Below are 21,859 nucleotides of genomic sequence, written 5' to 3'. Positions count from 1 at the left end.
CGACGGCCGGCGGCAACGCCGATGTTCCCTGATCTTCTCGGCGGCATGGCGGCCTTCACTTGCCCAAGGACGCTCAGGGGAGTATAACTCGTGTAATTTTCCGAAGCGGCGCGCCCGAGTGTACACGGGCGCAGGGGCGGAGGCGTGGGCGATGCTGCGCTACACCATTTTCCGGTTGGCGTGGATGGTGCCGTCGCTGCTGGCGCTCTCGCTGATCACGTTCGTCTTCATGCACCTCACACCCGGCAGTCCCCTGCAGCCCGACGCGGCCAACAACCCGCTCACCCCCGCCGAGCAGAAGGTCCTGGCCAAGCAGTTTGGCCTGGACAAGCCCGTCTGGCAGCAGTACGTCACGTTCCTCGGCAAGGCGGTGCGCCTCGATTTCGGCAAGTCGTACGTGTTCAAGACCCGCTCCGTCACCGAGATTCTCAAGAAGCAGACCAAGGTTTCGGTTGAGCTGGGGCTGGTCGCCCTGGCGATCGCGGTGATCGGCGGCCTGGGCCTGGGCATCATGGCCGCGATGAACCAGAACGGGCCGGCAGACTACATCTGTACGTTCTTAGCAATGCTGGGCATCGCCTTGCCCAATTTCGTGCTCGGCGTCTTTTTGATCCTGCTCTTCGTGCTCGTCTTCCACCTGATTCCGCGCACGGGCGGCTGGACCAGCCCCGTCGACGTGATCCTGCCCGCCATCGCCCTCGGCATGACGCCGCTGGCGACGATCGCCCGCTACACCCGCTCCAGCATGGTGGACGTGATCCGCTCCGACTACGTGCGCACGGCCCGCGCCAAGGGCTTGACCGAGCCGCGGGTGATGCTGGTCCACGTCGTCAAGAACGGCCTGATTCCGCCGCTGACGATCATGGCGCCGATCTTCGCGGCCGTGCTCACCGGCTCGCCGGCGATCGAGTCCATCTTCCGCATTCCGGGTATAGGGCAGTATTTCGTCCAGAGCTTCACCTCGCGCGACTATCCGATGATCATGGCGATCATCCTGCTGCTGGGGGTGTTCATCATCGCGCTGAACCTGATCGTGGACCTGCTCTACGGCGTGGTCGATCCGCGGATCCGTTACTCATAACGAGGGCGCGAACGCGCGGGAACGCAAGGGAGAACGGCCATGGCGATGCAGGATACGCAGCTCTCGACGCTGACCGCCGGGCGCGAAAGCGTGCTCGAGGCCGAGGGCATCGCGCTGCAGCGCGCGAACCTCTGGCTGGACGCCTGGCGACGGCTGATCCGCAACTGGCTGGCGATCGCCGGCCTCGTCGGCGTGATCGCGCTGATTCTGGTCGCCGTGCTCGCCGACCAGTTCATGCGCAACGGCGGCTACGCCCGCCAGCACCTGGCCGACCACGGTGTCGCCCCGAGTTCGCACTACTGGTTCGGCACGGACCTGATCGGTCGCGACCTGTTCAGCCGCATCATCTACGGCTGCCGCATCGCCATGGAAGTCGGGCTGCTGACGATGTTCTTCGCCACGATCATCGGCGTGACGATCGGCAGCATCGCCGGCTTCTACGCCGGGCAGGTGGATAACCTGCTGATGCGCGTGGTGGACATCATGTATTCCATCCCGACGCTCTTCTTCGCCATTCTTGTCATGTCGGCCCTGGGCCGCAGCGTACCGCACCTGATCATCGCGCTCTCGCTCACGAGCTGGCCGATCATGACGCGCTTAACCCGCGCACAGATGCTCTCGCTGCGCGAGAAAGAGTACATCAAGGCGGCGCGCCTCTCCGGCGGGCATAGCTGGCAGATCATCCTGCGCCACCTGCTGCCCAATTCGATGACGCCGATCATCGTGGCGATCACCTTCGGCATTCCCACGGCGATCTTCACGGAGGCCACGCTCAGCCTGTTCGGCATCGGCGTGAACCCGCCGATCCCGAGCTGGGGCCAGATGGTCTCCGAGTCGGTCAAGGAGTTCCGCTCGTACTGGTACATGGCCTTCTTCCCGGCGACGGCGCTGGCGATCACCATGCTTTCCTTCACTTTCCTGGGAGACGGCATCCGCGACGCGCTCGACCCGCGCGCGAACAACTGACCGTTCCACCGGTACGTCATCGAGGCGGCGCTGCCCGACGGCGCGCCTCGTGAGAAAGGGGGGCCACGGAGAGGAAGAGCGTTCAGCCACGAAGGCGCGGTGAGATCGTCGTACCCGGCCTCACCGTTGGGTGAGGACCGCAGCAGACGAACGCAGGAGGAGACCCCGTGACCGAAGAGATTCCACAGACAACGGACGGGTTGCCGGTGCTCGACGAGGCGGATCAGCTGCGGCGGTTCCAGCGGAACCTTGCGCGTGTGAAGATCGATCGTCGTGTGGCGCTGCAGGTCTTCGCCGCCGCCGGCGGCGCTGCGGCGCTGGCCGCCTGCGGCAGCAGCAACAACAACAAGACAGCGAACGCCCCGGCGAACAACGCGGCGGCGAAGCCGGCCGCCAGCGCCCCGCCGGCCGCTGCCGCCACCTCCGCGGCGCCCTCGGGCAGCGCCGCGGCCAAGCCCGCTGCCAGCGCTCCGGCAGCGGCGGCAACCGGCGGCTCGCCGTCAGCCTCCGGAGCATCGTCCCTGGAACCCGGCCCCGTGCCGGCCGGCGTGAAGCTCGCGGCCGACCAGACCTTCCTCGTCAACGTCGAGCAGGATGCATCGAGCCACGACTTCAACAAAGACCTCTACTGCCAGGGCGACGTGGCGATCTGGGCCGGCCTGCTGAAGTTCAACCCCGATCTGAAGCCAGTGCCGGACATCGCCGAGTCGTGGGATGTCAACGCCGACGCAACGCAGTTCACCTTCCACATCCGCAAGGATTCGAAGTGGACCGACGGCACGCCGGTCACGGCGAAGGACTTCGACTACTCGTTCCGTCGCCAGCTCAACCCGGCGACGAAGGCGCCCTACGCCTCGTTCCTCTACGACGTGATCAAGAACGGCGAGGCGTACAACACGGGCAAGATCACCGATGACTCCACGCTGGGCATCAAGGTGGTCGACGACTACACGCTGCAGCTCACCACCGAGCACCCGGCCGGGTACGCGCCGGCCATCCTCGCCTACTCGGCGGCGCTGCCGGCGAACAAGGGCGCCGTGGAAAAGTTCGGCGACAAGTGGACCGAGGCTGCCAACATCGTCACCAACGGCCCCTTCAAGCTGACGAAGTGGGACCATGGCGTCGGCTGGGAGCTGGCCAAGCACGACGGCTACTGGAACGCCAAGAACGTCCATCTCACCAAGGTTACGCGGCCGATCATCGCCTCGGACGCTGCTCAGTCGGCCTACGAGAACAACGAGATCCAGTGGACACAGCGCGTCGGCCCCGGCGACTACAAGCGCATCCTCGGCGACGATAAGCTGAGCAAGCAGGTCGTCAAGTACTTCCTCGACGGCACCTGGTACCTGGTGCCGGAGGCGGACAAGGAGCCGTTCACCGAGCCGAAGGTGCGCCAGGCGATGGCGCACGCCGTCGACCGCGACTCGATCATCAAGAACGTGCTGCAAGGGCTGGGCAGCCCGGCCTTCACCTTCAACCCGCCGGGCACGCCGGGCTTCAACCCGGCCAAGTACGAGGAGTTCACCAAGTTCGACCCCCAGCTCGCCAAGGACACGCTCAAGGGCACCAAGTACGAGGGCGGCAAGAACTGGCCCAAGATCACGATGACGCAGCGCAAAGAAGGCGACGCCGAGGCGCAGGCCGGCGATGCGATCATCCAGATGCTCGGCGACAACCTGGGCATGAAGATCGACCACGAGATCGGCGACCCCAAAGAGGTCTACAACCGCATGTGGCAGCGCAAGCTGCAACTGATCTGGATCCGCTGGTATGAGGACTACCCCGACGCTAACGACGAGGAGAACCTGGTCTTCTGGTCGAAGGCGGGCGGCGACAGCGGCCACCGCCAGGCCTGGCACGACGACAACTTCGATAAGCTTGTGGTGCAGGCCGCTGCGGAGCCGGATGCCAAGAAGCGGGCCGACCTCTACGCCCAGGCCGACCAGATCCTGGCGCAGCAGGCCGGCGTGATCTTCGTCTACTACCCGCAGAACATGGGGCTGCTCAAGCCGAACATCGGCGGCATGCCGAAGGACAGCAACGGCAACCCGACGCCGAGCTGGAACATCTTCGTGCGCATGCTGGAGTTCCTGTATGTGACGGCGTAGGGTTTTCGGCCCTCACCCCCAACCCCCTCTCCCAATCCTGGGAGAGGGGGCTTTTCCTGATTGGCGCTGGCGCCTGTACGATCGGGGCGCCGGCCGGTTGCGGCCGATAGCCAAACCCGGCACGCGGAGGCGCAGGTGCTGATCGACGCGCACACGCACTTGCAGCCGCACGGCGGCTGCCGGCCGGTGGACCGCGCCCTGATCGAGCGGTACGCCGAGGCGGCGCTCGCCGCCGGCCTCGACGGGATCGTCTTCACCGAGCACCTCTTCCGCTTCCGCGAGGCCTACGATCTGCTCGACGGCTGGTGGAATGCCGACCCGAATCCCCAGCTCGCCGCCACCACCGCGGCGTACTGGCGCGACCACGTCAACCTGCGCCTGTCCGAGTACGTGGCGCTCATCGAAGACGCGAAGAGCGCGGGGCTGCCGGTGTTTCTCGGTATCGAGATGGATTGGATTCCCGGCAAGGCCGCGGTGCTGCGGCGCATGCTGGCGCCGTACGCCTGGGACCTCGTGCTCGGCGCCGTGCACTGGGTCGGCGCCTTCGGCTTCGACAGCGATGAGTTCATCGACGAATGGGACCGGCGCGACGTGGACGCCGTCTACGCCGAGTACACGCGGCTCCTCGTCGAGCTGGCCGGTAGCGGCCTCGCCGACGCGATCGCCCACGCCGACCGGCCCAAGGTCTTCGGCCACCGGCCGAGCGACCCGGCGCCGTTTCATGCAGCCGTGGTCGCCGCGGCCGTGCGCAACGGCCTCGCGCTGGAGATCAACACGAAAGGGCTGCGCTCCGCCGCGCGGGAGCTGTATCCGGCGCCGGAGCTGATCGCCCTGGCGCACGCGGCCGGCGTGCCGGTCACGCTCGCCTCGGATGCACACGTCGCGGAAGGGCTCGGCCAGGATTTTGCCGTCGCGATCAGGGCGGCGCGGGCGGCGGGCTACGAGGGCTACGTGCGCTTCGAGCGGCGGCGGCGAATCGCGCAGCCGTTCAGGTGAGCGGTCAGCAGCGCGCGGCTCACCTCAGGTCGTTTGATTTCATAGCGTTGGACCTGCCCACGACGCCGTTGATCGCCGCTGGCGCGGCGACGGGCCGTTCACGAACGGTCCCGACCGAGCCTGGGGCGCCTCCACGGGGCCGTGACCCCGCCGCAATCGCGCACGGCACTGCCCGAGATATGAACATGCGTGTTCGTTCTGTTAGGTCATTGTAGATTCTCGTGTGTGTGAGGCGGCGCGCGGGATCGGAGACAGCACCGCACCCGGCGCAGGCAACGACCGTTGGTAGGGGCGGTTCGTGAACCGCCCGTCGCGGCGGAGGCCGCGACACGCAGCGTGCCGCTCTTCCCAGCCGGCGCGGTTCGCGGCCATACTGGGCGCGGGCGGCGCCGCCTGCACCGACTCGCGCCGCCGGGAGAGCAGCGCATGGCCGAACCGCTCGTGCTCAGCGAACCCATCGAGGGCGGGGTGATCATCCGCCTCAACCGCGCGGAGAAGCGCAACGCCGTCAACGACGCCCTCGCCGCCGCCGCGATCGCCGCGATCGACGCAGCCGACGCCGACCCCGAGGTGCGGGTGATCGTCTTCACCGGCACGGGCAACTCCTTCACGGCCGGCCAGGACATGGGCGAGGCCTCGGGCCGCGCGGCCCCCTCCCCGACCCTCCCCCATGGCGATGGGGGAGGGAGAACGACTCAGCAACTAACCCTGCAGAACCCCTCCCCCAACGCGTTGGGGGAGGGGCAGGGGAGGGGGCCGAGCCCGGGCGGCTCCGGTGGCCTCAGTGCGCGGCTCGGCCGCGTGGAGAAACCGATCGTCGCCGCGATCAACGGCTTCTGCATGGGCGGCGGCACGGTCACCGCCTTGCAGTGCGACATCCGCATCTGCAGCGACCGCGCCACCTTCAAGTTTCCCGGCGCCTCGTACGGCCTCGTCGTGACGGCCAGCCTGCTGCCGGCCGTGGTGGGCCAGGCGCAGGCCAAAGACCTCGTCTTCACCGGCCGCGCGATCGACGCCGCCGAGGCGCTGGCGATGGGACTGGTGAACAAGGTCGTGCCGCATGAGCAACTGGAAGCCGTGGCGCTGGAGTACGCCCGCATGATCGCTGCCAGCTCGCCGCTGGCGATCCGCCACGCCAAGCGCGTGATCAACGCCGCCGCGCTGGACGCCGCGGCGATCGCGCTGGAGCGCGACGCCAACCGCGAGTTGCGCGGCGGCCCGGACCACACCGCCCGCTTCGGCGCCGCGACCGATCGCGTCGTCGGCCCGCGGGCGTAAGGCGAGGCGGCGCGTGCAGTCTGCCACCTCCCCTAACACTATGAAAAATCCGTGGAGGAGATCTCCCCAACATCTCCTGCACGTCTCTGGTCCGCGGCACAGGTCAAGCCGGGACCCGCACGCGTGCATGTGGCTGCGTCCCTCGCCGCGGTGCTACACTTGGCTGCGCTGCGTTTCCGCCGTTTGCCGCGGGAGGGGTGTCATGTCGTCGGCGGCTCAGCTTCTTGTTATTCCGGCCACCCCAGACCCGCTGACCCTGGACGTAACACGCACCGCCGTGCTCGTCATCGACATGCAGAACGACTTCGGCGCCGAAGGGGGCATGTTTCAGCGGGCCGGTATCGACATCACGCCCATCCAGGCAGCGGTCGCCCCGACCGCCCGCGTGCTGGCGGCCGCGCGGGCGGTGGCCCTTCCGGTCATCTACCTGACGATGGAGTTCCGCCCCGACCTGTCCGACGCTGGCGCCCCGGACTCGCCGAACTTCCTCCGCCACCGGCGCTTCGGCGTCGGCGAGCGGGTGACCGCGCCCGATGAGTCAGAAAGCCGCGTGCTGGTGCGCGGGACTTGGAACACAGCGATCCTGGACGCGTTGACACCGCAGGCTGGGGACATCGTGGTCGCCAAGCACCGCTACAGCGGCTTCTACCAGACCGACCTGGACATCATCCTGAAGACGCTGGAGGCCAGGTATCTGATCGTGACGGGCTGCACGACGAGCGTGTGTGTGGAATCCACCATCCGCGACGCCATGTTCCGCGATTACAGTTGCCTGCTGCTTGCCGACTGCACCGCGGAGCCGTTGGGGGCCGAGTGCAGTCGCAGCAACCACGAGGCGTCCCTGCTCACCATCCAGGCGCTGTTCGGCTGGGTCTCGACCTCTACCGAGTTGCTTGCTCGTCTGCCCGTTCCCCGAGCGACAGGGAGCGGCACCGCGTAGCCACCACGACGGCATGCACTCGTCTCCACCGGGCGCCAGCCATGCACGCCGCGGCCGGCATGGGAGCAAACCAGCCTCTTGGGCTGGTCACCCAGACACCGCAACCGGTCTGAAGACGCCAAATTCTGCTGAAGAATCCCCGCCGTTTACCGCTGAGAGTAATAGCCGCCTTTCCGGCCGCCTACTGCTTCGCCGCCTGCGCCTTTTGGTCCAGCAGGTCGATCAGCGGCTGCAAGGCAGCCAGCGAGGCGTTGCCCGCCGGGAAGAATTCGCCCACGCCGAGGATGATGCGCCCGCGCCGCCAGGAGAGCGAGTAGCCGGTCTGGCCGTTGCTGGTGACCTCGATCGCAAACGACTGGTCACCGAGCGGCCGCGGCAGCGTAACCTCGTGGTACTGTGTGCCGGCCTCCGGGCGCGGATACTGGTCGAAGTACTGCTTCGCGCCGGCGGCGTCCTGCCACACGTCGATCGTGATCGCCGCCCCGGAAGGGCTCTCCTGCGTCGTGAACTGGCGCAGATAGCCGCCCAGCCGGCCGGTCTGGTTCATCCGCTGCAGCACGGCCGCCGGATCGGCGAAGCCGTTCACCGCGACCTCGTTCGGTTGGTAGGCCTCAAACTGGCCGAAGCCGAAGCCGGGCGGCAGCTCGCCGGGCCGCGGCCGCACCTGCTCGGTGATATCGGTGACGGCCTTCGGCGGGGCGCCGGGCGGCCGCAGCGTCACGGCCGGCGTCGGGCTGGCGCCCCGCTCCGCCGTGGCCGTCTGTGCCGGCGGCGCGGTCGGCCCGGCGGCGCGGGGCGAGTTGCGCTTGTGGTTCGAGCCGCCGCACGCGGTCAGCACGAGCGCCGCGGCCACGAGCGCGAGCATGATCGGACGGCGCATACCTCACCCCGGCGCGTACCGCGCCGAAGAGCAGGATAGCGGCGGCCGCACGCCGCGAACAGAGCGGCCGGCCTGAACCGGGCCCGCGCAGGAGCCGAACAAGATCCCAACAATGCGCCGACGGGATCTGGATCGCCCGCTGTTATGGTCAGCTTCGGCAGGCGTGTGCCTCGCCTTGCCCGGAGGGCAGGCCGTGAACAGTACCACCACCAACTCCGTGCCGGCACCACCAGACAGCCCCCCGGCGGACGGCGCCGTGGCCGGCGCCCCGGGCGATCCGCTGCTCAACCTGCGCGATCGCATCGCCGCCGACGGCAGCGTCGAGCGGCGCTGGCGTATGCCGCGTCTCGGCAGCCCCGCCCTCTGGCTGCTCGACGAGCCGCTGCTGTTCGGCGCCGTGCTCGTCGCGGTGCTGCTGCTGGGGCTGGCGCTCGGCGCCCGCCTCTTCCACTCCCAGGACACGCGGCGGCTGATCGTGCCCACGGTCGTCGTGCAGCAGAACCCGCCGGCGCCCACCGTCGTGCGCGCCGCGCCTGCGACTCCGCCGGCCGTCAGCACCGAACCCACCGTCGCGCCGGCGCCGGCCGCACCGGCGGCCCGCCCCGCGGCGCCTGCGCCGGCCGCTGCCGCCCCGCAGGCGGCCACCGCCGCCACGCCCGCCGGCGTGCCGCCGCCCGCGGCCGGGTCGGCGCCCGCGGCCGCACCTGCCGGCGGCTCGTCGCTCTCCAACATCGTCGGCAACGCCGCCCGGCAACCCGCACCCGCCGCCGGCGTGCCGCCGCCCGCGGCCGGCTTTCCGGTGGGCGGCGGCGCGGCCACGGGCGCCGGCTCGGCAGGAGCGGCCGCCGGCGGCAGCGCGGCGCGGACGAGCCAGCCGCCCGATCTGGACGCGGCCTTTGAGAACGTCGTCACCCAGGGCCGGCGCGCCGCCACCGCGGCCGCCCAGCGCGGCCCTGCGCCTGCCCAGCCCGCCGCACCGCAGCACTAACGCAGCACGAGGACGAGCATGGCCGGTCTGATCGCCGTGGAACCAGGCGCCGGCGCGGCGCCCGCCGCGCAACCGGCGCCCGCCGAGCCGATGCCCCGCGCGCCGCGGTCGGTGGCGGAAACGGGCGTCTCGCCGGTCTACCTCGACGAGCTGGCGCTGAAGACGATCCACAACGCCGGTCCCTCCACGCTGGATGAGCTGATGCGGCGCATGGGCCTGTCGCTCCCCGTCGTGCAGGAGGTGAAGGAACGGCTGACCCGGCGGGGGCTGATCGAGGCGGCGGGCATCCCCGGCTACGCCGGTCCGGACTACTCCACCTTCGGCTACCGCTTCTCGCTCAGCGAGCGCGGCGAGCAGCGCGTCGCAGCGGCGCTGCAGCGTTCGCGCTACGTCGGCCTGGCGCCCGTGCCGATCGAGCAGTACGCAGACCTGGCGCGCGTGCAGTCGCTGCGCGCCTGCCCGGCCACGGCCGACCAGATCTACGACGCGCTCTCGCCCTTCGTTCTGCAATCGATCGTGCGCCGCGCCCTCGCGCGCGCCTTCCACGCCGGCCGGCCGGCGCTGATCTACGGCGACACCGGCAACGGCAAGACCTCGATCGTCGACGCCTACGCCCGCAGCTTCGGGCAGGCGGTCTGGATTCCCGCCGCCCTCTACGCCCACGGCCACACCATCCGCGTCTACGACTCCGCCGTGCACCACCAGATCGAACCCGAGGCCGCGCCCGCCGACGAGGCGCCGGCGGCGAACGGCCGGCGTCCGATCGACCTGCTGCGCGCGGAGAGCGGCCCGCCCGACCGTCGTTGGTTGCGCGTGCGCCGCCCCGTGGTCTCCGTCGGCGGTGAGCTGGTCGCCCAGCACCTCGAACTCGCCTATGACGCCGAGGGCGGCTACTACCAGGCGCCGCCGCACGTGCAGGCGCAGGACGGCATCCTGATCATCGACGACTTCGGCCGCCAGCGGCTGCGGCCCGAAGACCTGCTCGACCGCTGGATCGTGCCGCTGGAGCGCGGCTACGACCTGCTTTCGCTCGACGCCGGCGAACGGCTGCTGGTGCCCTTCGAGACCTGCGTGCTCTTCTCCACCAACCTTTCGCCCACCGACCTGGCCGACGAGGCGCTGCTGCGGCGCATTCCCTACAAGGTCAACATCCCCAACCCCAATGGCCAGGAGATCGCCGAGATCACCCGCCGCGAATGCGACCGCCGCGGCCTCACCGTCTCCCCCGCCGCGATCGACTCGCTGGTGAAGGCGCTGTTCCGCCCCGGCCAGCCCACGCCGAAGGGCGTCTTTCCGCGCGATCTGCTCTCGATCATCGAAGACGGCGCCCGCTTCGACGGCGCCGCGCCCGAGCTGACGCCCGAGGCGATCGAGGACGCCTGCCAGGTCTACTTCGTCAGCGAGGATGTGCGCCGGTGATGCAGAGCCGCTTCGCCCTGCCGCCGCGCACGCTGCGCCTGCCGCGCGCCCGGCAGGCGGGCATCGCGCTGGCGCTACTGCTCGTGGCCGCGCTGGCGCTGCGCCGCGCCCAGAACCCGTTGCACGGGCTGATGCTGCTCGGCTTCGGCGCCGTGTTCGTGCTGCTGGCGGCCGAGGACCTGCGCTCGCGGCTTTTGCCGAACCGGCTCACGCTGCCGGCGATCGCCGCCGCGCTGGTCCTGGCCGGCGCCTGGCCGGGGCACGGCTGGCCGTCGTCGCTTGCGGGCGGCGCCGTGGGCTTCGCGCTGATGCTCGCCGCCTTTCTGCTGCTGCCCGGCTTCGGCGCGGGCGATGTGAAGCTCTGCGGCCTGATCGGCCTTGTGTGCGGCTGGCCGCTGGTGCTGACGGCGTTGACGCTGGGCGTCTTCTGCAACGGGATAGCCGGCCTGGCGCTGCTGCTGAGCGGCCGGGCGGGGCGCCGCAGCGTGATGCCGTACGGCCCCGGCCTGATCCTGGGGGCGCTGCTCGTGCTGCTGCGTTAGCGGCGCAGGCGGCGACGCATGGGGGGTGTGCCACGCGATATCTGCGCTGGATCCTCGCCTTCCTGATCCTGGTGGAGCTGGCGGCGATCGGCCGCAACGCCGCCGGGGTGCCTTCGATCCACGCGCAGATGGGCGCCGCGCACCAGGCCACGGCCCAGTCCCGGGCGCCCTGAGGCCCGCCGGCGCCGAAGACGGCGCCCCGCACGACCGTACTCCGGCCAGAGGAGCGACCCTATGCTGCGTCCCGCCGCGCTGCGCACCGACACCGCCGCCGCACTCTGGCGCGTGCTGAGCACGGCGGCGCTGGTCAGCCTCTTCACCGTCTTCGCGATCGCGCACTTTCAGCGCTGGCACAGCGAGGGCAGCGTGCGCGGCCTCGGCCTGGTGCTCGACCAGGCGCTGCTGGCCGCGCTCTTCCTGCTGCGGCGCCCCGCGCGGCGGGTGAGCGGCGCGCCGGCCGACTGGCTGCTGGCGCTCGGCGGCACCTGGCTGGTGCTGGCGCTGCGCCCCGCCGGCCGGCCGCTGTTCGGTCTGGATGCGCCGTATCTTGCGCTGCAGCTCGTGGCGCTGGCCGGCACGCTGCTGGCGCTGGGCGTGCTGGGCCGCTGCTTCGGCATCGTCGCGGCCGACCGCGGCCTCAAGACGAGCGGTCCCTACGCCCTGGTGCGGCACCCCGTCTACGCAACCTATCTCGTCGGGCAGATCGGCTACCTGCTGCAGAACCCGAGCGCCTGGAACCTGGGCGTGATCCTGCTGGCCACGGCCTGCCAGCTCGGCCGCATTCACGCGGAGGAGCGGCTGCTGCGCGCGGACCCGGCCTATGCGGCCTACGCGGCGCGGGTGCGCTGGCGCCTGCTGCCGCACGTGTACTGAACGCTGCGGAGGCATGGCATCCATCGTGATTGATCTCCGGCAGCATGCTGCGACGAGCTGTACATGTCGGTTGCGTTCGGGTGGCCGCGCTCGGGCACGCGGCGGGGGAGGACGCCGGGCCGCAAGCGGACCGAATCCTGTTCAAATCTCGCCGGCCAGGCGCAGCGGCGCTCGACCCGGCACAATTCGACATAAATCTGCTATTCGAAACTATAGAATTCCGACGCAACAGTTGCTGTATTGTTTCGTTATGCCAGGCGACGCCCGCGATTGTCGCGGACGCAATAGGGAACTTCCCTAATTTTTCAGCAGGGCCGGGCGGACCGCCCCAGGGCGCGGGGGAGTGGCAGCATGGCGATCCTGGTTGTCGACACCGATGCGGACCTGATCGACTTGATCTGTTATACCTTCCGCCGCGGCGGCCTGGACGTGATTCCGGCCTACGACGGCAACGCCGCGCTCAAGCTGTGGCAGACCAAGGGGCCGGAGCTGCTTTTGCTCGACCTGGAAGTGCCGCGCGTCAGCGGTTGGGAGGTCTGCAAGCAGGTCTGCCGCGACGGCTCGACGCCGGTGATCGTGCTCTCCGCGCTCAATGCCGAGAAGACGATCGCGCAGGCGCTGGAGCTGGGCGCCGACGACTACATCACCAAGCCGTTCAGCTTCAACCTGCTGCTGGCGCGCGTGCGCGCCGTGTTGCGCCGCGTGCAGCGCGTGGGCGGCGCCGCCGTCGCCGGCTGGCAGGCGCTCAGCTCCGGCGACCTGGTGCTGGATACGCGCTCGCACTCGGTGACGCGCGCCGGCCAGCCGCTGCGTCTCACCGTCACCGAGTTCAAGCTGCTGCAGGAGCTGATGGTGCACGCCGGCCAGGTGTTGCCTTACCAGACGCTGGTGGACCGCGTCTGGGGCTACGACGACCCGGCCGACGCGGGGCTGCTGCGCGGCCATGTGCTGAACCTGCGCCGCAAGCTGGAGGACGGCCGCAACGGCGTGACGCTGATCCACACGGTCTACGGCGTGGGCTACTCCTTCCGTCGCGAGTCGCCGGAGGAGCTGGCCGAGGCGGCGCTGCCGGTGCGCTCGATGATCGCGGCTAACGGCGGCGAGCTGGCGCGGGCGATGCGCGACACCCGCGCCCGCATCCCCGCGCGCCCGGACCTCAGCGCCGTGGGCGAACGCGAGGCGAGGCCCTCATAGCCTGCGGCCCTCATAACCCCCTTCCCCTTCTCTCCCATACCGCCCTCAACCCCCTCGCGGTCTCAAGGCCTCGTGTGTATGGGAGAGAAGGGGCGATCCGGCGTGAAGCGATCCAGGGCGGCATGCGGTTGCCCGGAGCGCTGTTTATCGCGCCTGCGGCCGCGACAGGCCGCTCACGAGCTGCCGGAGTCTGGGAGCCCAATACTGCCCGAGCCAGCACCCCACGATCGCCCCTTCTCTCCCATACGCTCTTGATCCGTAGCGGATCTCCAGCAGATTGTGTATGGGAGAGAAGGGGAAGGGGGTTATGAGGGCCCCCGCGGGCGAGCGTCGTCAGCGCGTCGAATCGCCCGGCATGCCCGCACCGTCCGCCGCGCCTTCAGCCCCCGCGTGCCCCGTGCGCCGCGGCGGCGCGCGCGATCGTCGCCAGCGCCGCGCCGGTGTTGTTCAGAACTTCGGCGTTGTCCAGGCGCAGGACGCGCACGCCGGCGGCGGCAAGCTGCTTGCTGCGCTCGGCGTCGCGGGCGCGCTGCTCCGGCGCGGCGTGCACGGCGCCGTCCACCTCGATCGCCAGCCGGCGTTCCGGGCAGTAGAAGTCGAGCACGAAGCCCAGCACGGCGTGCTGGCGCCGGAACTTGAGCCCGCCGAGCCGCCGGTCGCGCAGCCGCTCCCAGAGCAGCGCTTCGGCGGGTGTCGGCTGCTGGCGAAAGGTGCGGGCGGCCTCGCGTACGGCGGGGCCGACGGCACGGAAGCGGCGCTCTGCCCTCATAACCCCCTTCCCCTTCTCTCCCATACACAATCTGCTGGAGATCCGCTACGGATCAAGAGCGTATGGGAGAGAAGGGGCGATCGTGCGGTGCAGGTGCAGATGGTTTCGGGTTAGGGCGTGTCCGATAAATCATCCAGCCGCAATAAGTTACAGTAGTTGGCCATCCCGACCGGCTGCTCTCACGCCTGACGAACTGATTGAGAGACCAGCAAATCACGCACTTTGCTGAGGCTGAGCCAATTGTCGGACACGCCTTAGCGAGATTTACCCTGGCATCGTGACCGCCGGTTCTCGGGCGGCGCGGCAGGGAATCTCGCGCCCCGATTGTCGCGCCGTTGGCGCGAACAACGCGGTGGTTGAGGATGCCCGCGGAGCGGCCATGGGCGTGCGCTCGTCGCCGCGGCGCTTTCCTTCGGTTAGCGCCGCGCCGCCTCGCCCACCTCCCATGGCTCGCCCCTTCTCTCCCATACGCTCGTGAACAGCCGCGGATCTCCAAGCCGCTGTGTATGGGAGAGAAGGGGTCGGGGGTTGTGAGGGCCGCTTTACAGAATCCCCACCTTTCCGCCCGCATCCGCATAACTTGCCAATGGTTAGGAAACCGCAAGGCCAGACTGCGCCCCATACACTGCGGCTGGTCGAGGGAGGTTCCGACTGCGACGGACTTCCCGCCCGCACCCGGACGCGGCCGCCGCCCTGGCGCCGCGGCGCCGCCCTCGACACGGCCAGGCCCGCCTCCCACCCACCGCGTTGCGCCACCCGCGCGGCCGGCGGCGCGAGACGGGCCGCAAACGGCGGCAGCGCCGCCGGGCCACTGTCGAGGGAGAGCAGCCGGCACGCGCCAATCCGGCGGCCGAGGACGAGGAGGTCGGGACGGGAGCAACGAAGCCACGCGCGACAGCCGCGCCACCCAATCTGCCGAGACATCATCATCAACAGGAGCACAACTGAAAATGCAGTACGCAATCACCCTCGTGAACGAGCTGGTTAACCGCCTGCAGACCCGCGAGGAAGGGCAGGGGCTGGTTGAGTATGCGCTCATCATCGCGCTGGTGTCCATCACCGCCATTGCAGCCCTTGGGATTCTAAGTGGGGACATCAACGGTGTGTTCACGAGCATCGGCGGCACCCTGGCGGGAGCCTAAGTGCGTTGATGCCGACGGAGTTCACCATGCGTTCCCTGATCACTGTCGTGAGTGAGCTCGTCTACCACCTTCGCAGGCAGCAACATGGGCAGGGATTAGTCGAATACGCGCTCATCCTCGCCTTTGTCGCGATCGCCGCAATAGGAGCTCTAGGGATCCTGAGCGGAGGAATCAACGGTATCTTCACGAGCATAGGCGGCACCTTGGCTGGCGCATAGCCTAGTGCGCGGACTGGGCGGCGTCTTCGGTCATGGTCTCTGCTTGTCAGAGTCAACTTCGAAGACGCCGCCTTGCCAACTATCCAGTGTTCATGGACTGAGTCGGTGATGATGAAGCATCGCTATTCTCGGTGGTTCCTTCAGCCTCGCTGTAATGATGGTCGATTTTCACTTCGTAACCGCTCCGATCAATCTGGCGTTGCACTCGTTGAATTCGCTCTTATAGTACCAACATTTCTGTTACTCATCTTCGGAATGATTGACTTCGGTCGAGCCTACTCAACGTCAATCACCCTGACTAACGCAGTCCGTGAAGGTGCTCGCTACGGCATCACCAATCCTACTGACACCGCAGGCATCATTGCGAAGGTTCAAAACGCTGCTGGCCCATACAACACTGGGAGCCTGACCGTTCCAAATCCAACCTGTAGCGCGAGCTGTTCGAGCGGCCAATCTGTGGTCGTGACATCGAGCTACAGTTTTTCATTCATCACGCCGCTCGCGGCCATCGCCAACTTCATTTCGGGCGGCTCGATTCCGTCCACGTTCACGATCAACAACTCCGCCACCATGCGCATCGAGTGAGGTCTGACCATGGCCGTCACCTGGACCCCGCGCGATCCCGCCGCCATCGCCTCGTCGGGCAGCAACCGGCGTATCCTGCTGATCTCGCTGGTGCTCGGCCTGCTGGCGGCGCTGCTGCTCTGGCGGCTGCTCGCCTCCACCCAGGCGAAGACGGTGCAGGTCAACACCGTGCCCGTCGTCGTGGCGAAGCAGGACATCCCCGCCCGCACCACGATCACCGCCGGCATGCTGGACGTGAAGCAGGTGCCGAAGGGCGTGCGCCTGGGCAGCGCCTTCACCGATACGAAGGCCGCCGTCGGCCAGGTCGCGCGCGTGCAGGTCAACGCCGGCGAGCAGGTGCTCAGCGACCGTGTCGCCGCCTCGGTGCGCGATCTCGACTTCGCCGCCCAGGTGCCGGCGGGCATGCGCGCCGCCTCGATCACCGTGGCCGAGGTCGTCACCAACGGCGGCCTGATCGAGCCCGGCGATGAGGTCGACGTGGTCGGCGTCTTCGAGGTCCAGGGCGGCGCGGCTGCCAACGGCGCTTCGTTTGCCAAGGATGCCGGCGGCACGGTCAAGCACTTTGCCGCCGTCACCGTGCTCACCGACGTCAAGGTGCTGGCCGTGGCGCAGCGCAGCGACGACGGCGTGAGCAGCAAGACCAGCACCAAGGCCCAGCCCGACGCCAAGAGTGTCACCCTCGCCGTCACGCCGGACGACGCGCAGAAGCTGTTTTTGGCCGACCAGATGGGCACGCTGCGCCTCTCACTGCACAAGCTGGGCGAGCACGACGCGCCGCAGCTCAACCCCGTGCCCAACACCCTGCCCGCGATCGGCGGCGGCGGCAACAGCCAGGCGCAGCCCGGCCAGACGCAGCCCGGCGGGGCCACGCAATGAGCACCAGCGCCAGCCAGGCTCGGGAGACCACTTCGATGAGCACAGCGCCGAAGGCCGTCATCCTCGACCCCAGCGCCGAGAACCGCGCCGAGGCGCACCGCGTGCTGGCGATGGCGGGCGTCAACGTCATAGCCGAGGGCGGCCACGGCGTCGAAGGCCACACGCTCGTGGGCGAGTCGCGCCCCGACTGCGTGCTGCTCTCTTTAGAAGCGCCGGTCGCGCGCGGCCTGCAAACGCTGGAGGCCGTCGCCGCCAGCTTCCCGGCCACGCCGGTGATCGCCTACTCGACCATCGCCGACGGCCCCTCCGTGCGCCAGGCGATGCTGGCCGGCGCCGCCGACTATCTGAGCTTTCCGCTCGCCGGCAAGGACTCGATAGAGAGCATCGGCCGCGCCCTGGAGCGCGCCGCCAGCCAGACGCCGGCCGCGGGCCAGGCGAAGGGCGCTGGCGCCGGCATGATCGTCACCGTCTTCGGCGCCAAGGGCGGCACGGGCAAGACCACGATCGCCACGAATCTGGCCGTGGCGCTGGCGAAGACGCAGGACGCCGCCGTCGCCGTCGTCGATCTCGACCAGCGCTTCGGCGACGTGGCGATCATGATGGATACCAAAGTCGAGACCAGCCTGGCCGACGCCGCGCGCGACGCGGCGCAGCTCGACCGCGGCTCGATCAAGCGCTACCTGACGAAGCACGAATCGGGCGTCTTCCTGCTGCCCGCGCCCACCGAGCCGACCGACTGGGATGCGGTTACGCCGCCGCAGATCGTGCAGATCGTGCGGCTGCTGGCGCAAACGCACGACTACGTGATTCTCGACACGCCCGGCGCCTTCAACGAGATCATCGCCGCCGCGCTCGACCTCGCCACGATCGTGCTGCTGATCACCAGCCCGGAGATGTCCAGCGTCAAGAACTCCGGCCTGGTGCTGAAGATGCTGCGCTCCTGGTCCTTCCCCGAGGAGAAGCTGCGGCTCACGGTCAACCACGCGAACCGGGTGAACAGCGTCTCGGCCGCGGACGTGGGCAAGACGCTGGACATGAGCGTCTTCTGGTCGGTGCCGCACGACGAGGCGGTGCTGCGCAGCGTGCAGGTGGGCAAGCCGGTGGTGACGCTGCGGCCCAACTCGAGCGCCGCGGGCAACATCCGCAAGCTGGCCGAATCGATCGGCGGCGCCGCGGCGAAGTCCGCGAACGGTCAGAAGCACGGCCTGATCCGCCGGCTGGTGCCGCTGGGAGGCTGAGCGAGGCCGTCGGCCCCCACCCCCCGTCCCCTTCCCCCAATCCTGGAGGGAAGGGGGCTACTTTCGGGGCATGAGGGCTGAAGGCACGGCGCAGAGTCCCGCTCTCCTGGAAGGAGGGGACTCTGTGGATGGACGAGTGGGGCTGAGGGCGAAGCCGCCCAGCGTCTCCCCTCTCCCCCTCTCCCCCACTCCCAGGAAGGGAAGCGGAGATCGCGGGACGGCGGATCGAGACCGCGGCCGCGGCGCAGAGTCCCCTCTCCCAGGAGAGGGGGATCTACCGCGGGAGGCTTGGGGCTGAAGGCGGGGTGCAGAACCTCCCCAGCTCCGGCCCGAAGCTCCCCTCTCCCAGGAGGAGGGGAAGCTTCGGACGGACGCGTGGGGCTTGAAGGCGCGGCACTGAGTCCCCCCTCTCCCAGGATTGGGAGAGGGGCCGGGGGTGAGGGCCGACGGTGAGGGCCAGCATGAACGGACTGGTGATGTAGATGGAACCCGAGTCCTTCCCACGGCCGCCCGCGGCCACCGGCCTGCTCGACGGCGCGCCGGCCGGGCCTGCCGGCTCCGTTGCAATGCCCCATGAAGTCGACAACATCGACAACGGGACAGCAGGCGGGGACGCGGGCGCCGCCTCGCAGGCCGCTCGCTGGTACGACCGCGGCCGCGACCCCTCCCTGCCGGCCGTGCGGCATGCGCGCTTCCTGGACGGGCTCACCCCCGGCTCGACGGGGATGCTGGGCAGCGGCAGCCTTGAGCACGGGCTGGAAGAGGCGCGCGAGCGCGTGCACCGCCGCCTTATCCAAGAGCTGGACGCGACGCGGCTGGAACGGCTCGGCACCGAAGAGGCGCATGCCGCGGTGCGCGAGGCCGCCCGCCGCGTGGTCGCCGTCGAAGCGCCGGAGGTCGTCGGCCTCGGCCGCGACGAGGTCGTCTCCGCCGTCACCGACGAGGTGCTCGGCCTCGGCCCGATCGAGCCGCTGCTGCGCGACAGCGGCATCACCGAAGTCATGGTCAATGGTCCCGACCAGGTCTGGGTGGAGCGCAACGGCCGCCTCTCGCGCAGCGGCGTGCACTTCCGCGACGACGCGCACATCATGCGCATCGCCGAGCGCATCGTCTCGCGCATCGGCCGGCGCGTGGACGAGGCGGCGCCGATGGTGGACGCCCGTCTGCCCGACGGCTCGCGCGTCAACATCATCATCCCGCCCGTGGCGCTGAAGAGCCCGACGATCACGATCCGCAAGTTCCGCGCCGACAAGATGACGCTGGAGCAGCTCATCTCCGTCGGCTCAGTCACGCCGGAGGCGGTGGCCGTGCTGCGCGCCTGTGTGCGCATCCGCCGCAACATCATCGTCTCCGGCGGCACCGGCTCCGGCAAAACCACGCTGCTCAACGCCGTCTCCAGCGCCATTCCCGACGACGAGCGGCTGGTGACGATCGAGGACCCGGCCGAGCTGCGCCTGCAGCAGCCGCACGTGGTGGCGCTCGAGGCGCGGCCGCCCAGCATCGAGGGCAAGAACGCCGTCTCACAGCGCGACCTGGTGCGCAACGCCCTGCGCATGCGCCCCGACCGCATCGTCGTGGGCGAAGTCCGCGGCGGCGAGGCCTTCGACATGCTGCAAGCGATGAACACGGGCCACGAAGGCTCGCTCAGCACCGTCCATGCGAACTCACCGCGCGACGCGCTCGCCCGGTTGGAGAACATGGTGCTGATGGCCGGCATGGAGCTGCCGCTGCGCGCCGTGCGCGAGCAGATCGCCTCCGCCGTGCACATGCTCGTGCATTTGAACCGCTTCAGCGACGGCACCCGCAGAGTCACGCACATCAGCGAGATCACCGGCATGGAGGTGCAGACGATCGCGCTGCAAGACATCTTCGCCTTCGAGCACGAGGGGCTGGACGGGCAGGGCCGCGTGCGCGGCACGCTGCAGTCCACCGGCATCCGCCCGACCTTCTCGGAGGAGTTCTACCTGGCCGGCATCCCGCTGCCGGCGGAGACGTTTCACAAGCCGCCGCCAACGCCGCGCTGGGGGCGGGCCTAACCCTGCTTTGCTTCAATATCGCCGCTCTGCGGCGATCTGAAGAATGCCGCGTCTCCCTTTCCCTCATGTGCCATGGGGTTGAAGCGGCCGTGAACGCGTAGGACTGAAAGGAGCCTGGCATGCGGTACGTGCGATGGATGGTGATTGCCCTGTTTCTCGTGCAGCTCGCGGCGCTGAGCCACGGCGCGGCGGGCGTGCCCAGGGCGCGGGCCCAGGTGGCGGCCGCGGTTGGCTTCGACCCGGCCAGCGGCGCCATGACCGACCTGCGCGTCGTCAGTTTCTCCGGCTTCGGCTCGGGCGAGACGCTGGACTTCACCTTCACCGACCCGACCGGCGCCGCCGCGAACGTCGGCGACGGCACGACCTGGTACGCCGTGACCCAGGACGACGGCACCGGCTCGTTCGAGTTCACGCCGTCCGACTGGCTGACGCCGCTGGCCGGCACCTGGACGGTGACGATCACGGGCGAAACGTCTGGTATGCAGACAACGGCAATCTTCGTCGTCGTCTAGGCTGGTCGCCCGGCCCCGCCGCCTGACCTTGCTTTTGATTCGGCATCGCCGCCGCGCGGCGATCTGGAGCAAGCAGCGTCTCGCTTCCCGGCACCGGTCGGGTGGGGATTGAGCACAACCGCTCGACCTCACCCCACCCCTCCCGCCGCGGGAGGGGACAGACGGCGCTAGCCGTCAGGGGTAGGCGCTCCGGGGGGCCAGCGGCGCTGGGAACGCTCGCCGCAGCCGTCAGCCAAAGTGAGGAAGCCCGTGGTCCTGCTCACCGCCGCGATCGCCGCCGCCTGCATCGCCCTCTTCGGCTACGCCATGGCGATGCGCGCCGCCATGGCCCGCCGCGCCCGCAGCGGCCGCCTGGCGCTGGCCGGCCAGCCGGGCATGGGGCCGGGCGCCAACGCCTTCAGCATCGGCCAGGACCCGGCGCTGCGCAAAAGCCGCTTCGGCGTCAGCGGACCGTTCACGCGGCTGCTTTCGCGCGCCGCTTCGATGCAGTGGCTGGCGGAACAGCTCGAACGCGCGGCCTGGCGACTCACCGTCACCGAGTTCTTGATGATCACGGTCGTCAGCGGCATGGCCTTCGCCCTGCTCGGCTCGGCCTTCAGCCGGCTGCTGGCGCTGCCGCTGGGCCTGCTCGGCCTCTACCTGCCGCTGTTCGTGCTGCGCATCGCCGTCTCGCGCCGGCGCAAGAAGTTCGTCAAGCAGCTCGTGGAGATGCTGCCGCTCGTCGCCAACGCGCTGAAGGCCGGCGTGGCGCTGATGCAGGCGCTCAACCATGCTTCCGAGCAGCTCAAGCCGCCGATGTCGGACGAGCTGCGCCGCGTAATCCGCGAGGTGCAGCTCGGCGCCACGCCGGAGCTTGCCTTCAGCGCCTTGAACGAGCGCATGAACGACCGCGACCTCGACATCGTGGTCAGCGCCATCCTGATCCAGCGCGGCACCGGCGGGAATTTAGCCGAGATCCTGGACAGCGTGGCGCACACCATGCGCGAGCGCATTCGTATCCGCGGCGAGATCAAGACGCTGACCACGCAGCAGCAGTTCAGCGGCTACATCCTCGCGCTGCTGCCCGCCGGCCTGCTGGCCGCGCTCACCGCGATCAACCACACCTATATGGCGCCGCTCTTCACCACGACGGGCGGCCGCATCACGCTGATCGTCTGCGGCGCGGCGCAGCTCCTCGGCTTCTTCATCATCCGCAACATCGTCAACATCGAGGTGTAA

The 21,859-nt window shown here is 69.3% G+C and carries 21 protein-coding genes; 19 read left to right on the top strand and 2 right to left on the bottom strand.

Features of this window, described 5'->3' with window-relative positions; all coding sequences use genetic code 11:
* Positions 1-151 precede the first annotated feature (151 nt).
* From VKV26_02750 to VKV26_02725, 6 genes are all read left to right on the top strand, one after another.
* Positions 152-1,081: an ABC transporter permease gene (locus tag VKV26_02750; GenBank protein ID HLZ68808.1), complete on the top strand. Its 930-nt coding sequence runs from the start codon at positions 152-154 to the stop codon at positions 1,079-1,081.
* Between the two features lie 39 nt (positions 1,082-1,120).
* Positions 1,121-2,047, top strand: coding sequence for an ABC transporter permease (locus VKV26_02745; protein HLZ68807.1), 927 nt, complete (start codon positions 1,121-1,123; stop codon positions 2,045-2,047).
* A 167-nt stretch (positions 2,048-2,214) separates the two neighbouring features.
* Positions 2,215-4,155, top strand: coding sequence for a peptide ABC transporter substrate-binding protein (locus VKV26_02740; GenBank protein ID HLZ68806.1), 1,941 nt, complete (start codon positions 2,215-2,217; stop codon positions 4,153-4,155).
* 135 nt (positions 4,156-4,290) lie between these two features.
* Positions 4,291-5,151: a histidinol-phosphatase HisJ family protein gene (locus tag VKV26_02735; GenBank protein HLZ68805.1), complete on the top strand. Its 861-nt coding sequence runs from the start codon at positions 4,291-4,293 to the stop codon at positions 5,149-5,151.
* A gap of 426 nt (positions 5,152-5,577) precedes the next feature.
* The gene (locus VKV26_02730; protein ID HLZ68804.1) at positions 5,578-6,429 is read left to right on the top strand and encodes an enoyl-CoA hydratase/isomerase family protein; all 852 of its coding nucleotides are present in this window, start codon (positions 5,578-5,580) and stop codon (positions 6,427-6,429) included.
* Between the two features lie 202 nt (positions 6,430-6,631).
* Positions 6,632-7,369 (top strand): cysteine hydrolase, encoded by a 738-nt coding sequence (locus VKV26_02725; protein ID HLZ68803.1) that lies wholly within the window; start codon positions 6,632-6,634, stop codon positions 7,367-7,369.
* Between the two features lie 181 nt (positions 7,370-7,550).
* Here the strand turns inward: VKV26_02725 and VKV26_02720 are convergent, their stop codons facing one another.
* Positions 7,551-8,249, bottom strand: a complete 699-nt coding sequence (locus VKV26_02720) for a hypothetical protein (GenBank protein ID HLZ68802.1) — start codon at positions 8,247-8,249, stop codon at positions 7,551-7,553.
* Between the two features lie 193 nt (positions 8,250-8,442).
* Between VKV26_02720 and VKV26_02715 the strand changes: the two genes are divergently transcribed.
* From VKV26_02715 to VKV26_02695, 5 genes are all read left to right on the top strand, one after another.
* Positions 8,443-9,237: a hypothetical protein gene (locus VKV26_02715; GenBank protein HLZ68801.1), complete on the top strand. Its 795-nt coding sequence runs from the start codon at positions 8,443-8,445 to the stop codon at positions 9,235-9,237.
* Between the two features lie 18 nt (positions 9,238-9,255).
* Positions 9,256-10,656 carry a hypothetical protein gene (locus VKV26_02710; GenBank protein ID HLZ68800.1) on the top strand — a complete coding sequence of 467 codons (1,401 nt, stop codon included), beginning with the start codon at positions 9,256-9,258 and terminating at the stop codon, positions 10,654-10,656.
* The gene (locus VKV26_02705; protein ID HLZ68799.1) at positions 10,656-11,198 is read left to right on the top strand and encodes an A24 family peptidase; all 543 of its coding nucleotides are present in this window, start codon (positions 10,656-10,658) and stop codon (positions 11,196-11,198) included. Before VKV26_02710 ends, VKV26_02705 begins: the two co-directional genes overlap by 1 nt.
* Before the next feature lie 234 nt (positions 11,199-11,432).
* Positions 11,433-12,071, top strand: coding sequence for a methyltransferase (locus VKV26_02700; GenBank protein HLZ68798.1), 639 nt, complete (start codon positions 11,433-11,435; stop codon positions 12,069-12,071).
* Positions 12,072-12,422: 351 nt separating this feature from the next.
* On the top strand, positions 12,423-13,265 hold the full coding sequence (locus VKV26_02695; protein HLZ68797.1) for a response regulator transcription factor: 843 nt from the start codon (positions 12,423-12,425) through the stop codon (positions 13,263-13,265).
* Between the two features lie 379 nt (positions 13,266-13,644).
* Here VKV26_02695 and VKV26_02690 read toward each other — a convergent pair whose 3' ends face one another.
* Positions 13,645-14,034: an endonuclease domain-containing protein gene (locus VKV26_02690; GenBank protein HLZ68796.1), complete on the bottom strand. Its 390-nt coding sequence runs from the start codon at positions 14,032-14,034 to the stop codon at positions 13,645-13,647.
* A 950-nt stretch (positions 14,035-14,984) separates the two neighbouring features.
* Between VKV26_02690 and VKV26_02685 the strand changes: the two genes are divergently transcribed.
* From VKV26_02685 to VKV26_02650, 8 genes are all read left to right on the top strand, one after another.
* Positions 14,985-15,176, top strand: coding sequence for a Flp family type IVb pilin (locus VKV26_02685; GenBank protein HLZ68795.1), 192 nt, complete (start codon positions 14,985-14,987; stop codon positions 15,174-15,176).
* 26 nt (positions 15,177-15,202) lie between these two features.
* Complete coding sequence (locus VKV26_02680) at positions 15,203-15,394, top strand: Flp family type IVb pilin (GenBank protein HLZ68794.1); 192 nt, start codon at positions 15,203-15,205, stop codon at positions 15,392-15,394.
* A 108-nt stretch (positions 15,395-15,502) separates the two neighbouring features.
* Positions 15,503-15,979, top strand: coding sequence for a TadE/TadG family type IV pilus assembly protein (locus tag VKV26_02675; protein HLZ68793.1), 477 nt, complete (start codon positions 15,503-15,505; stop codon positions 15,977-15,979).
* Positions 15,980-15,988: 9 nt separating this feature from the next.
* Positions 15,989-16,855: a Flp pilus assembly protein CpaB gene (gene cpaB, locus VKV26_02670; GenBank protein ID HLZ68792.1), complete on the top strand. Its 867-nt coding sequence runs from the start codon at positions 15,989-15,991 to the stop codon at positions 16,853-16,855.
* 35 nt (positions 16,856-16,890) lie between these two features.
* On the top strand, positions 16,891-18,093 hold the full coding sequence (locus VKV26_02665) for a P-loop NTPase (GenBank protein ID HLZ68791.1): 1,203 nt from the start codon (positions 16,891-16,893) through the stop codon (positions 18,091-18,093).
* Between the two features lie 482 nt (positions 18,094-18,575).
* Complete coding sequence (locus tag VKV26_02660; GenBank protein HLZ68790.1) at positions 18,576-20,129, top strand: CpaF family protein; 1,554 nt, start codon at positions 18,576-18,578, stop codon at positions 20,127-20,129.
* A 119-nt stretch (positions 20,130-20,248) separates the two neighbouring features.
* Entirely contained in the window at positions 20,249-20,641 is a 393-nt protein-coding gene (locus tag VKV26_02655; GenBank protein ID HLZ68789.1) for a hypothetical protein, read from the top strand.
* Positions 20,642-20,890: 249 nt separating this feature from the next.
* Entirely contained in the window at positions 20,891-21,859 is a 969-nt protein-coding gene (locus VKV26_02650; GenBank protein ID HLZ68788.1) for a type II secretion system F family protein, read from the top strand.

This window comes from Dehalococcoidia bacterium (assembly GCA_035310145.1).
Classification (GTDB): Bacteria; Chloroflexota; Dehalococcoidia; order CAUJGQ01; family CAUJGQ01; genus CALFMN01.
Note: the sequence above shows the minus strand (reverse complement) of the source record. Positions and strands in the feature narration are given on the sequence as shown.